Raw genomic sequence first — 13,042 nt, 5'->3', positions numbered from 1 at the left:
TACTCCTAGTTCTTTAGCGCGGTGGCCATGGCAGCAAGCTTGCCGCGGACCGAGGCATCGATTACTTCATCGCCGACGGCAATGCGGACGCCACCAATAAGTTCGGCATCGACCTTGACGGTCGCCTGGATCCTGCACCCGAACTTGCGTTCGAGATCGGCCACGAGATTTTTCAGCGTTGCCTCATCGAGCGCAAAGGCCGAAGTGATCTCGGCGTCCTTGACGCCCTCCTGACCATGCTTGAGTTCGCTGAAAAGCGCGGCGATCTCGGGCAGGACGATGAGACGGTCGTTGTCGGCCAGCACGCGGACGAAGTTCTGCTGATCGGCTGTCAGGCTGAGCTTGGTATCGGCGGCGGCCACATCGAGGCAGAGTTGTGCCAACTGCGCGGGGCTCAGGCGCGGATTGCCGATGCACTCTTCCATCTCGGGACGACCGGCAACGGCGGAAAGCCCGGACAGCACATCCGACCAGGCGGCCAGCGCATTCCCGCTCTTGGCCAGCTGGAACGCGGCCTCGGCATAGGGACGCGCAAGGGTGACGTTTTCGGCCATGGCGGATTACAGTTCCGACTTGAGTTGCGTCAGCAGCTCGGCATGGGCCTGGGCGTTGATTTCCCGGCGCAGGATGCGTTCGGCGCCGGCGACGGCAAGCGCGGCCACGTGCTCGCGCAAGGCCTCCTTGGCGCGTTGCGACGCGGTGCCAGCCTCTGCTTCGGCAGCCTCGCGAGCCGCATTGACGATGCGGGCGCCTTCGGCGCGCGCCTCTTCGATCAACTGGGCCACCTGCTTCTCGGCACCGCTGCGGAACTCTGCTGCCGACTCGCGCGCCTTGCGCAATTCCTCGGCGGCCTTCTTTTCAGCGTGCGCCAGGTCGGTCTTGGCCTTGTCTGCAGCCGCAAGCCCGTCAGCTATCTTGCCCGCACGCTCATCGAGTGCCTTCATGATGGGCGGCCACACGAACTTCATCGTGAACCACGCCAAAATGAGGAACACAACCAGCTGGGCAAACAGCGTTGCGTTCAGATTCACGGTAATCGCTCCTTAAGCGTTGGGGAAGACGATTACTTCGGAAGGGCGGCAATGAACGGGTTGGCAGTGGTGTACCACAGCGCAATACCGGTACCGATAATGAACGCGGCGTCGATCAGACCAACCAGGAGGAACATCTTGGTTTGCAGCGTGTTCATCAGTTCCGGCTGACGCGCCGAAGCTTCGAGGAAGCGGCTGCCCATGATGCCGATGCCGATACACGCGCCAGCGGCGCCGAGACCGATGATCAGACCGGCAGCCAGAGCGACAAAACCAACGATTTGTTCCATGACAACTCCTTTAGTAACAGATTTAAGGTTGTGACAATTGATACGGGGATTAGTGGCTTTCGTGCGCCTGACCGATATAGACCAGCGTCAACATCATGAAGATGAAAGCCTGCAGCGTGATGATCAGAATATGGAAGATGGCCCAGACGGTTCCGGCGAAAATACCGCCCAACCACAGCAGGCCGCTGCCGGCAGTACCGGCCCAGGCTGCGCCCATCAGTGCGATCAGCATGAAGATCAGTTCGCCGGCATACATGTTGCCGAACAGTCGCATGCCGTGCGAGACGGTCTTGGCGACGAACTCGATCATCTGCATCGCAAAATTGACCGGATAGAGCAAGGGATGGCTGCCGAAGGGGGCCGTAAACAATTCGTGCATCCAGCCGCCGAAGCCCTTGATCTTGACGTTGTAATAAAGGCAGAGCAGCAACACGCCCAGCGACATGCCCAGCGTGGCATTGAGGTCGGCGGTGGGCACAACGCGCATGTAGGCGTGGCTGGAATCGTGGCCGGCGACGCCGAAGATCCATGCCCAGATATTGGGCAAGGCATCGAGCGGCAGCAGGTCCATCGCGTTCATGAAGAAGATCCACACGAATACGGTCAGCGCCATCGGGGCGATGAAACTGCGATCGCCATGGACGATCGACTTGGACTGCGACTCGACCATTTCCACCAGGATTTCGACTGCAGCCTGGAAGCGGCCCGGCACGCCCGAGGTCGCCTTGGCGGCAGCGCGCGCCAGTATCAGCACGGCCAGCAGTCCGAGCGAAACGGACCAGAACAGGGTGTCGAGATGGTAAACCGTCCAGTCGACCAGAGCAGCCTGCTTGTGGCCCAGGCTGTTCAAGTGCGTCAGATGGTGAACGATGTATTCCGATGCGTTTGGTGCGTGCTCGGCTGCCATGGTCAGTCAGGCCTTAATCAATATCACAAACAGGTTCGCTTTCAGCGCAACGATCAGCCCGGCCAGCAGTGCCAGCCAGTGCAAGTCTCGATACGCCCCCGCCACGATCGCCAGCAACGCCAGCGTTGCCACGACCTTGATGAATTCGCCTACAAAAAACCTCGTCACCGAAGCCCTGCCGCTGCGTGCAGCCGCCCATAAACTCGTGGCGAAAAGCAGGTTCGGTACGAACACCGCCGCACCACCCAGTGCCGCCGACAGTGCCGCGTGCGGTCCTGCCCAAAACCACGCCAGCCCAGCAACGATCAGGGTTGCGACGCCTTGATGAAACACGGCTCTAAACATCTATAAGACCAGGCCGCGTCCAAAAGCCCGCGAATATAGGCCATTGATCGGGGGTTGTCAAATATTTTATGCTGCAACGCGCCATTCGAAAACCAGCCGCAAATAAAATATGTCTTTGGTATTAATTTCCTGCCGTACCGAGGCGCTTCGACGCGCGTCGGGAGACAAAATCAATCGAGCCTGGCCAGCAAACCATCCAGTTGATCGAGGCTGCCGAAACGAATCGTCAGGCTGCCGCCGCCCTTGCGATTGGCGCTGATCTTGACCGTGGCCCCAAGGCGATCCGACAGTTCTTCTTCGAGACGCAGCAGGTCGCGATCCGGCTTTTTCTCGGCACCTTTCTTGACCGGCGGATTCAGCTCCCGCGCCACCATGCGCTCGGTCTCGCGCACCGAAAATCCCTTGTCCACGACCAGGGCCGCGACACGGCCCTGCTCGCTCTTGGACAAAGGCAGCAGCGCCCTGGCGTGGCCCATCTCGATATCGCCAGCCATCAGCATGTCCTGTGCCGGCTTGGCCAGTTGCAGCAGGCGCAGCAGGTTGGACGCCGCCGACCGCGAGCGGCCGACCGCATCGGCTGCCTGCTGGTGAGTCATCTGGAATTCGTCGATAAGGCGCTGGATACCGGCCGCCTCCTCCAGCGGATTCAGATCCTCGCGCTGGATGTTTTCTATCAGCGACATGGCCAGCGCGGCTTCGTCCGGAATGTCGCGGATCAATACCGGCACCTCGCCCAGGCCGGCGATCTGGGCGGCCCGCCAGCGCCGTTCGCCGGCGATGATTTCGTAGCGGCCGCTTCCGACCGGGCGCACGGATATCGGCTGGATCAGGCCCTGGGCCTTGATTGAAGCCGCCAGCTCTTCGAGCGAACCGGGGTCCATGCGCGTGCGCGGCTGGTACTTTCCCGGTTGTAGCGTACCCACGTCGAGCATGTCCTGGCGCTGGGTCTCGGGGGTGTTATTGGCGGCCAGAAGGGCATCCAGCCCACGTCCGAGGCCTTTTTGTTTTGGTGGATTCATGCTGTCTCCGCAAGGCCGCCCCAAGGGGGTGGCGAGTCAAAAATCGAGAAGCCGCGTAGCGGCCGGGCAATCACCACTCCCCTTGCCTGGGAAGAAGAGACGAAGGGGATGAGGGTCAAAGCGGTTCCTTCCAGGAATTGACGCGATCGATCATTTCGACGGCGAAGGCCATGTAGGCTTGCGCCCCCTTGGCCGCCTTGTCGAACAACACTCCGGGTATGCCATAACTCGGCGCTTCGGCGAGGCGCACGTTGCGCGGCACCAGGGTCTTGAACACCTTGTCGCCGAAATGCTCTTCCAACTGCGCCGACACCTGGGTGGACAGGGTATTGCGCGGATCGTACATGACGCGCAGCAGGCCGATGATCTTGAGCTCGCGATTCAGGTTGGCGTGGACTTTCTTGATGGTGTTCACCAGGTCCGACAGGCCTTCCAGCGCGTAATACTCGCACTGCATCGGAATGATGACGCCGTGGGCGGCGCAGAGCCCGTTCAAGGTCAGCATCGACAGCGAAGGCGGACAGTCGATCAGGACGAAGTCGTAATCGCCCTTGTGCCCGGCCAGGGCGGTCTTGAGCCGCATTTCGCGCATTTCGAGATCGACCAATTCGACTTCGGCCCCGGCCAGGTCGCGGTTGGCCGGCAGCACGTCGAACTTCCCGGCGGGGGAAATCACCCGCGCCTGCTCAAGGGTCGCGAGCTGCAGCAGCACTTGGTATACGGATGACTTGAGGCTGCGCTTTTCCACGCCGCTGCCCATGGTGGCATTGCCCTGGGGGTCGAGGTCCACCAGCAAGGTGCGCTGGCCGTTGGCTGCCAGCGCGGCAGCCAGATTGACGGCCGTAGTGGTCTTGCCGACCCCGCCTTTTTGGTTGGCAATTGCAAATATGTGCATCTTCAGGCTCTCTCAAGAATAATCAGGTGACGCTGTGCGTCCAGTCCCGGCACACTCAGCCTGATGCAATCGGCTACCGCCCAGGCTTGCGGCAAGCGGCTGATTTCGTCTTCGGGCAGCAGCCCTTTCATGGCGTAGAGGCGGCCATCCGGCGTCGGCAAATGGCCGGCAAGGCGTACGAAATCCGCCAGTTCGGCAAAGGCGCGGGAAATCACGGCATCGAAGCCCCCGCCCGGCAGTTCTTCGACACGCCGGTTAACCACGGTGAGGTTCGCCAGGCCCAACTCGATCTTGGCCTGGCGCTGGAAGGCGGACTTCTTTGCCACCGTCTCGACCAGCGTCATGTCCAGGTCCGGTCGCACGATGGCCAGCGGGATGCCCGGCAGTCCGGCACCGCTGCCGATGTCGGCCCAGCGCCGTCCCACCAGCGCCAACTCTTGCAATGCCGGCAGCACCGACAGGGAGTCGAGCAGGTGCTGGGTGACCATTTCACCCTCGTCGCGGATTGCGGTCAGGTTGTAGGTCGCGTTCCATTTTTTCAGCAGCGCGACATAGGCCAGCAGCCTGGCCTGCACTGCCGCAGGCAGATCCAGCCCCAGGCCTGCGAGGCCTTGGTGCAAAGCTGCAGCCAGACTCATGCCGCCTTGCGCCGCTTCAAATGGACCAGCAACAGGGAGATTGCCGCCGGAGTCATGCCTTGCAGACGCGAGGCCTGCCCCAGGGTTTGCGGCCGTATCTGGGTCAGCTTTTGCCGCACCTCGAAAGACAGGCCCGGAACCTCCGCATAATCGATGTCGTTGGGCAGCGCCAGGGATTCATGGGCAAGACTCTTGTCGATCTCGTCCTGTTGCCGCTCGATATAGCCCTGATACTTGGCCTGGATCTCGACCTGCTCGATGACTTCGGCGGCTGCCTGCGCCTCGCCTGCCCCGGACAGGGACAGCAGGCTGGCGTAGCTGACCTGGGGCCGCCGCAGCAGATCGAACAGCCGGTATTCACGTTCCATCGGCTGCCCCAGCACCCGCATGGCGTCAGCCTCGGGCAACTGGCGCGGATTGACCCAGGTGGCTTTCAGGCGTTCGACTTCGCGCGCCACGGCGTCGCGCTTGCGATTGAAGGCGTCCCAGCGCAGATCGTCGACCAGGCCCAGCTCGCGACCGATTTCGGTCAGGCGCATGTCGGCATTGTCCTCGCGCAGGGACAGGCGGTATTCGGCTCGGCTGGTAAACATCCGATAGGGTTCCGATACGCCGCGCGTGATCAGGTCGTCCACCAGCACGCCGAGGTAGGCCTGATCGCGACGCGGCGACCATGGCGGCAGCTGCCTGGCCAGGCGCGCGGCGTTGATCCCGGCCAGCAGACCCTGGGCGGCGGCCTCCTCGTAACCGGTCGTGCCATTGATCTGGCCGGCAAAGAACAGGCCGCCGATGGACTTGGTTTCCAGGCTGTCCTTGAGGTTGCGCGGATCGAAGTAGTCGTATTCGATGGCGTAGCCGGGACGCATGATATGCGCCCGTTCGAGGCCGCGGATGGAGCGCACCAGGGCCAGCTGAATATCGAAGGGCAGGCTGGTGGAGACCCCCTGCGGGTAGATCTCGTGGGTATCCAGGCCTTCCGGCTCGAGAAAGATCTGGTGGCTGTCCTTGCCGGCGAAGCGGTGGATCTTGTCCTCAATCGACGGGCAGTAGCGCGGCCCGACGCCGGCGATGACGCCGGTAAACATCGGCGACCGATCCAGTCCGGAACGGATGATGTCGTGGGTTCGACTGTTGGTATGGGTGATCCAGCACGGCACCTGGCGCGGATGCTGGTCGCGCCTGCCGACGAAGGAGAACACCGGCACCGGATCGTCGCCCGGCTGCTCCTGCAACATCGAGAAATCGATGCTGCGTCCGTCGAGCCTAGGCGGCGTGCCGGTCTTCAAGCGGCCGACGGGAAGCTGGATTTCCTTCAGGCGCTCGGCCAGCGAGATCGCCGCCGGATCGCCGAAGCGTCCGGCGCGGTAGTTGGCGAGTCCGACATGCACCAACCCATTGAGGAAGGTGCCTGCCGTCAGCACGACCGCAGGCGCCTCGAAACGGATGCCCAGCTGCGTGACCACCCCGGTGACACGGTCGCCGGCGAGGATCAGGTCGTCGGCGGCCTGCTGGAACAGGGTCAGATTCGGCTGGTTTTCGAGACGACTGCGGATCGCCTGTTTGTACAACTGGCGATCGGCCTGGGCGCGGGTGGCCCGTACCGCCGGTCCCTTTGAGGCATTCAGAATGCGAAACTGGATGCCGGCCTCGTCGGTAGCCGATGCCATCGCCCCGCCGAGCGCATCGACCTCCTTGACCAAATGCCCCTTGCCTATGCCGCCAATTGACGGATTGCAGGACATCGCCCCCAAGGTTTCGATGTTGTGCGTAAGCAGCAGAGTCCGCGCTCCGGAACGCGCGGCAGCCAGCGCCGCCTCGGTCCCCGCATGGCCGCCGCCAATCACAATCACATCGAAAGAAGCCGGAAATTCCACGCCAGGAGACCCTAGGAAATTCGAATTTCAGGGACGACCGAGTCAGGCCGCAACTGAAAAGAGGCGCAATCATACGCCTCCCGTCTCAAAAACGCAGCGTTGTTGGCGGTGTCGTCCGACCCGCAGCGATCCCATTCGACGGCACCACAACTCGAAGCAAGTCCGGCGCGTTGTTTCACGTGAAACCGGCTGAAACTTGTTTCACGTGAAACAAGAGCCTAATGCTTGCCGCCGAGCCCCAGATAGGACTCCACCACCTTCGGGTCGTCGATCAGCTTTTCGCTGGGACCTTCCAGCGCGATCTCGCCCGTCTCCAGCACATAGGCGTAGTCCGCCACCTGTAGCGCGGCGCGCGCGTTCTGTTCCACCAGGAGGATTGAAACCCCGGTGCTTTTGAGGTCGGCGATGACGCGAAAAATCTCACGCACGATCAGCGGCGCCAAACCAAGACTTGGCTCGTCCAGCATCAGCAGCTTGGGCTTGGCCATCAGGGCACGCCCCACGGCCAGCATTTGCCGCTCGCCGCCGGATAGGGTCCCGGCATGTTGCGCCCGTCGCTCCTTGAGCCGCGGAAAGATTCGGAACACCTCGTCCATGGTCTGCTCATGGTCGCGGTGACCCTTGCGGTGCCGCATGAACGCGCCCAGCAACAAGTTGTCGCCGACACTCATTTCACCGAACAGGGCGCGTGACTCAGGTACCAGATTGACGCCGAGCCCGACCATGTCCTCGACTTCCGCGTCGCCGAGTTCCTGTCCGAGAAACCGGATCTTGCCTTTGGTGTGGGGCAGCACGCCCATGATCGACGACAACATGGTGGTCTTGCCAGCACCGTTGGGACCGATTACGGTCACGATCTGCCCCTCCCCGACCTTGATGCCGGCGTGATGCAGCGCCTCGACCTTGCCGTAGGCAACGCACAGGTCTTCCACTTCGAGTATGGTCCTGGCTTCGCTCATCAATCGACTCCCCCGAGATAAGCCTCGAGTACCGCCGGATCGCGCTGCACCTGATCGGGCAAACCCTCGGCGATCTTTTCGCCGAACTCCATGACCACCACGCGATCGGCAAGACCCATCACAAAATCCATGTCGTGCTCCACCAGCAGGATGCCCATGCCTTCGCTGCGCAATTTGCGCAGCAAATCGGCCAGGGCCTGCTTTTCCATATAACGCAAACCAGCCGCCGGCTCGTCCAGCAACAGCAAACAGGGATCGGCGCACAGCGCGCGCGCGATCTCCAGGGTACGCTGCTGACCCAGCGCCAGGCTGCCCGCGAGTTCGAACATCGAATCCTTGAGGCCCACCCGCTCCACTTGGCGTGCCGCCTCGGCCAGCAGGCGCAACTCCTCGGCGCGCTCGAGATGCAGCATCGCCGGCAAGACACCCTTGCTGCCGCGCAAGTGACCGCCGATGGCCACATTCTCCAGCACCGTCATGGTCGACAGCAACCGCACATGCTGGAAGGTGCGGCTCATACCCAAGCGGGCGATCTGCCGCGAATTGAGCCCGGTCACCGCCTGGCCGCAAAACAGCACCTCGCCCCCGGTGGCCGAATCGACACCCGAGATGCAGTTGAACATGGTCGATTTTCCGGCGCCATTGGGGCCGATCAAGGCCATCACTTCACCCGCCTTGACCGTGAGATTCATGTTGTTGTTCGCCACCAGGCCGCCAAAACGCTTGACGACATTCTTCGCCTCGAGCAAGACCTGACCCGCGGCCGGAATCGGCTTCTTCGGCAGCGCCGCTCCCTGCGGCACGGCGCGCTGCGCCTGGCGCAGCGGCATGAGGCGGGTCAGGATCGGCCACAGGCCGTCGCGCGCGCGCTGCAGGACGAAGATCATCATGACGCCGAAGAAAATCACCTCGAAGTTGCCTGAAGCGCCCAGTAACTTCGGCAGCCAGTCCTGCAGCCACTGCTTCAGTATGGTGATCAAACCGGCGCCGATCAGCGCTCCCCAGACGTGCGCGGCGCCTCCCACCACAGCCATGAACAGGTATTCGATGCCGATCGCCAGGCCAAACGGCGTCGGATTGACGAAGCGCTGCAGGTGCGCGTAGAGCCAGCCTGAAACGGAGGCAAAGAGGGCAGCCACCAGAAAGATCACCACCTTCGATCGGGCCGTATCCACCCCCATCGCCTCGGCCATCACGACCCCCCCCTTGAGGGCGCGGATGGCCCTGCCCTCGCGGGAATCGAGGAGATTCCGGGTTAGCCAGGCGGCCCCAAGCAGCACCGCCCAGATCGCGTAATAATAAATGCGGCCATCTCTCAGCTCGACGCCGAACAGGGAAAGCGCGGGAATCCCCGACATGCCGGTGTGGCCGCCGAGAAACTCCAGGTTGCCGAACAGGAAATACAGGCTGATACCCCAGGCGATGGTTCCCAGTGGCAGGTAATGCCCTGATAGCCTAAGGGTCAATAAGCCCAGCACAAAGGCCACCGCCGCGGTGAGCAGCAGACCCGCGAACAGGCCCATCCAGGGCGATCCACCGAATGCCGCGAGCCAGGGCGGAAGATTCTCTGCAGTGGACAAATAGGCCGTGGTATATGCGCCGAGACCGACGAAGGCGGCCTGTCCGAACGAGGTCAGGCCGCCGACTCCGGTCAGCAGCACCAGACCGAGGGCAACGATGGCGTAAAGACCGATGTAATTCAGCAGCGTGACGTGGAATTCGGATGCAACTTGCGGAGCAAGCAGCACCAGGCCAAGGAATGCGCCAAGCAGAAGACGCGCCGCCATCACTCGTCCTCCTCGACGTGACGCGTGGTCAAGGAGCGCCAAACCAGCACCGGTATGATCAGGGTGAACACGATGACTTCCTTGAAGGCGGAAGCCCAGAAGGATGAAAAAGCCTCCAGCAGCCCGACCAAGACAGCCCCCGCCGCAGCGATCGGATAACTCGCGAGGCCGCCGACAATGGCGCCGACGAAGCCCTTCAAGCCGATAAGGAAGCCCGTATCGTAATAAACCGTGGTGATCGGCGCGATCAGGATGCCGGAAAACGCCCCGATCAGGGCCGCCAGCAGAAACGACAGCTTGCCTGCCATCACCGTGGAAATGCCCATCAAACGCGCCCCGGTGCGATTCATTGCCGTGGCACGCAGCGCCTTGCCATAGATCGTGCGTTCGAAAAACAGGGCCAGCACCACGATCAGCAGCAGGCTGGCGCCCATCACCCACAGCGTCTGGCCGGTCACCCTGACCAACCCCAGGTCGAAGCTGGCCTCGGAAAATGCCGGCGTCCGCGAGCCCTCGGCGCCGAAGAACAGCAGACCCAACCCGACCAAGGCCAGGTGCACGGCCACCGAAACGATCAGCAAGACCAGCACACTGGCTTCCGCCACAGGCTGAAATGCGAGGCGATAGATCATGGGTCCCAGCGGCACCACCAGTGCCAAGGCCAGAACGATCTGCAACAGCAGCGGAAACTCGTTTGGTTTCAAGAGGAACACCACCGCCGCCGCCGCCGCCGGATAAATCAGATTCCAGCCGACGATACGGGGAATTTTGCGGACCGTGCCGGCGCGCACCGCAAGGGTGAGGTCAATCAGGGCCACCACCACCCCGGCGCCGATCAACAGCCAGAGTGTGCCCGGTGTCTTGCCCGCCTGGAAGCTGGCCAGCGTCAAGGCGCCAAACGCGACGAACTCACCCTGCGGAATGAAAATTACCCGGGTAACTGCGAAAATCAGCACCAGTGCCAATGACAACAGCGCATAGATGGCGCCATTGGTAATCCCGTCCTGCCCAAGCAGGAGCGCAATTTGCAGATCCATTCGTCCGTTCTCAGTAAGTTCGGCGGCCCCGTGCTTGCTTACCTCCGGGACCACCCCAGGCGCCGGGTCCGCCGCGGCAGACCCGTTCTTGAATCCACTCCCCCCGGGGAGCGACCGGGGCGGGGTACGTCGCCCCGCCCGCCGTTCTAACCATCTTCGGCTGTTATGGCGCCGCTTACTTATCGAGCTTCCAGGCTCCCTTGTCAATCCTCACCATGACACGGGCGCGCTGGTCGAAACCGAGGTGGTCACTGGGTGACATGTTGAATACGCCATGCACACCAACCAGTTCCTTGGTCGCTTCCAGCGCGTCGCGCAATGCGGCACGGAACTCCCTGGTACCCGGCTTGGCCTTCTTGAGGGCGGTCGGCACCGCATTCTGCAACAGCGCACCGGCATCCCAGGCGTGGCCGCCAAAGGTCGAGATGCTGCCCTTGCCGTGGGCTGCCTCGTACTTGGCGATATAGGTCAGGGACGACTTCTTGATCGGGTTGCTGTCCGGCAGTTGCGCAGCGACCAACATCGGCCCGGCTGGCAGAAAAGTCCCTTCGACATGCTTGCCGCCGACGCGCAGGAAGTCATTGTTGGCGATGCCATGAGTCTGGTAGTACTTGCCGGCATAACCCCGCTCCTTGAGCGTCACCTGCGGCAAGGCGGCGGGAGTACCCGAACCCGCGACCAGCACCGCGTCCGGCTTGGCCGCCATGATCTTCAGCACCTGGCCGGTCACCGAGGTATCGGCACGGCTGTAACGCTCGTTGGCCACGACCTTGAGCTTGTAGGTGTCGGCATACTTGACGAACTCCTGGTACCAGCCTTCGCCGTAGGCATCGTTGAAGCCTATGAAGGCCACGGTTTTCACGCCCTGGCCCGCCATGTGCGTCGCGATCGCGGTTGCCATCTGCTGGTCGTTCTGCGGTGTCTTGAACACCCATTTGGTCTTGGGATTGGCCGGATCGACGATCCGCGCCGAAGCCGCCATGGATATGGTCGGCGTTTCCGCCTCGGCCACGATGTCGATCATGGCCAGCGAATTGGGCGTAATCGTCGACCCGATGATCACATCGACCCGGTTTTCCGTTATCAGCTTGCGCACGTTCTTGACCGCCGTCGTGGTATCGGAGGCGTCGTCGAGCACGATGTAATTGACCTTTTGGCCACCCATGCTGGTGGGCAACAAGGCTATGGTGTTCTTCTCCGGAATGCCCAGCGAAGCGGCCGGACCGGTTGCCGAAAGCGTGACACCAACCGTAATGTCGGCATAGGCCGCAAATGCAGCACACGCCACCGTCATGGCAACGGCAGTTTTGCTGAGCTTCATGCAAGGGCTCCTCCCCATTTATCCCCTGCAAACGCATGGGGCGCCAACCAAAGCCGGCTATATGAACTGTAATACTTGTCAGTATAGACAAACCAGAAACAAAGTGCCGAATATTACGATCTTATGCGCTTTTGCCACAAGACCCGAATCTACCGCCGCGCCTCGCTGTCAGGCAAATGTGTCATAGCCGAGGCGAGCAATCAATATCGACGCCACCGCGATAAACACCCAACGCACGAAACTGCTGCCGTGGCGCAAGGCCAGACGCGACCCCAGCAATGCGCCGGCGATATTGAACACCGCCATCGCCAGGCCGGTGACCCACAGAACATGCCCGCTGGGTATGAAATAGGCCAGCGCCGCCGCATTGGTCGAAAAATTGACCACTTTGGCAGCGCTCGACGCATGCAGGAAATCCAGCCTGAAGAAACGCACGAAAGCGAAAATCATGAAGCTGCCCGCACCGGGGCCGAAGAAGCCATCGTAGAAGCCCAATACGGCGCCTGCCAGCAGGGCTAGACGCCGTTCCCGCCCGGGCGCCAAGCGCGCGCCGGATACCACGCCGAAATTCGGCCTGGCCGCGGTGTAGACCATGACCAGCACCAACAGGCCCAGCACCAGCGGGCGCACCACTTCCTTCGGCAGCCAGGCCACGGCGGCGGCCCCGGCAAAGGAAAAGGCAAAAGCCGCGAGCGCCGCCGGCAAGGCGACACCCCACGGCAGGGCGATGCGCCGGGCGTAACGCAACGCGGCGTTGCCGGTACCGAAAATGCTCGCCAGCTTGTTGGTGCCGAACACCGTGGCCGGCGACTCGGCGGGCAGGGCCATGAGCAAGGTCGGCACCTGTATCAAACCGCCGCCGCCCGCCACCGCATCGACAAATCCGGCGAACAGGGCGGCCGCCAGCAACAGGATCAGGTCGACTTCAGCCATGCCGAC

14 protein-coding genes are annotated in these 13,042 nt (G+C 62.3%); all 14 read right to left on the bottom strand.

All coding sequences use genetic code 11. The annotated features are described in order from the left end of the window. Positions 1 to 5 precede the first annotated feature (5 nt). Positions 6 to 554: a F0F1 ATP synthase subunit delta gene (locus RMO95_RS21360; RefSeq protein ID WP_310452707.1), complete on the bottom strand. Its 549-nt coding sequence runs from the start codon at positions 552 to 554 to the stop codon at positions 6 to 8. Between the two features lie 6 nt (positions 555 to 560). Then, a complete protein-coding gene (locus RMO95_RS21355) occupies positions 561 to 1,031 on the bottom strand; it encodes a F0F1 ATP synthase subunit B (RefSeq protein ID WP_310452706.1) in 471 nt (156 codons plus the stop codon). Positions 1,032 to 1,063: 32 nt separating this feature from the next. Further along, entirely contained in the window at positions 1,064 to 1,321 is a 258-nt protein-coding gene (atpE, locus tag RMO95_RS21350; protein ID WP_310452705.1) for a F0F1 ATP synthase subunit C, read from the bottom strand. Positions 1,322 to 1,370: 49 nt separating this feature from the next. Further along, positions 1,371 to 2,228 carry a F0F1 ATP synthase subunit A gene (gene atpB / locus RMO95_RS21345; RefSeq protein ID WP_310452704.1) on the bottom strand — a complete coding sequence of 286 codons (858 nt, stop codon included), beginning with the start codon at positions 2,226 to 2,228 and terminating at the stop codon, positions 1,371 to 1,373. A 6-nt stretch (positions 2,229 to 2,234) separates the two neighbouring features. Then, positions 2,235 to 2,573, bottom strand: coding sequence for an ATP synthase subunit I (locus RMO95_RS21340; protein ID WP_310452703.1), 339 nt, complete (start codon positions 2,571 to 2,573; stop codon positions 2,235 to 2,237). Between the two features lie 170 nt (positions 2,574 to 2,743). Next, positions 2,744 to 3,592 (bottom strand): ParB/RepB/Spo0J family partition protein, encoded by an 849-nt coding sequence (locus tag RMO95_RS21335; RefSeq protein WP_310452702.1) that lies wholly within the window; start codon positions 3,590 to 3,592, stop codon positions 2,744 to 2,746. Positions 3,593 to 3,707: 115 nt separating this feature from the next. Further along, a complete protein-coding gene (locus tag RMO95_RS21330; RefSeq protein ID WP_310452701.1) occupies positions 3,708 to 4,487 on the bottom strand; it encodes an AAA family ATPase in 780 nt (259 codons plus the stop codon). 2 nt (positions 4,488 to 4,489) lie between these two features. Continuing rightward, the gene (gene rsmG / locus RMO95_RS21325; protein WP_310452700.1) at positions 4,490 to 5,125 is read right to left on the bottom strand and encodes a 16S rRNA (guanine(527)-N(7))-methyltransferase RsmG; all 636 of its coding nucleotides are present in this window, start codon (positions 5,123 to 5,125) and stop codon (positions 4,490 to 4,492) included. Further along, positions 5,122 to 6,999, bottom strand: coding sequence for a tRNA uridine-5-carboxymethylaminomethyl(34) synthesis enzyme MnmG (gene mnmG, locus RMO95_RS21320; RefSeq protein ID WP_310452699.1), 1,878 nt, complete (start codon positions 6,997 to 6,999; stop codon positions 5,122 to 5,124). The genes rsmG and mnmG overlap by 4 nt, the downstream gene beginning before the upstream one ends. Positions 7,000 to 7,217: 218 nt before the next feature. Next, entirely contained in the window at positions 7,218 to 7,958 is a 741-nt protein-coding gene (locus RMO95_RS21315; protein ID WP_310452698.1) for an ABC transporter ATP-binding protein, read from the bottom strand. Beyond that, positions 7,958 to 9,745, bottom strand: coding sequence for a branched-chain amino acid ABC transporter ATP-binding protein/permease (locus tag RMO95_RS21310; protein ID WP_310452697.1), 1,788 nt, complete (start codon positions 9,743 to 9,745; stop codon positions 7,958 to 7,960). Before RMO95_RS21310 ends, RMO95_RS21315 begins: the two co-directional genes overlap by 1 nt. Further along, positions 9,745 to 10,782, bottom strand: coding sequence for a branched-chain amino acid ABC transporter permease (locus tag RMO95_RS21305; RefSeq protein ID WP_310452696.1), 1,038 nt, complete (start codon positions 10,780 to 10,782; stop codon positions 9,745 to 9,747). Before RMO95_RS21305 ends, RMO95_RS21310 begins: the two co-directional genes overlap by 1 nt. Before the next feature lie 175 nt (positions 10,783 to 10,957). Next, a complete protein-coding gene (locus tag RMO95_RS21300; protein ID WP_310452695.1) occupies positions 10,958 to 12,103 on the bottom strand; it encodes an ABC transporter substrate-binding protein in 1,146 nt (381 codons plus the stop codon). Positions 12,104 to 12,271: 168 nt separating this feature from the next. Then, complete coding sequence (locus tag RMO95_RS21295; RefSeq protein WP_310452694.1) at positions 12,272 to 13,036, bottom strand: TSUP family transporter; 765 nt, start codon at positions 13,034 to 13,036, stop codon at positions 12,272 to 12,274. Positions 13,037 to 13,042: the final 6 nt, after the last annotated feature.

Origin of the sequence: Sulfuritalea sp. (assembly GCF_031426875.1) — a bacterium.
In the GTDB taxonomy this organism is placed as follows: domain Bacteria; phylum Pseudomonadota; class Gammaproteobacteria; order Burkholderiales; family Rhodocyclaceae; genus Sulfuritalea.
This window is presented reverse-complemented; position numbering and strand designations above follow the sequence as displayed.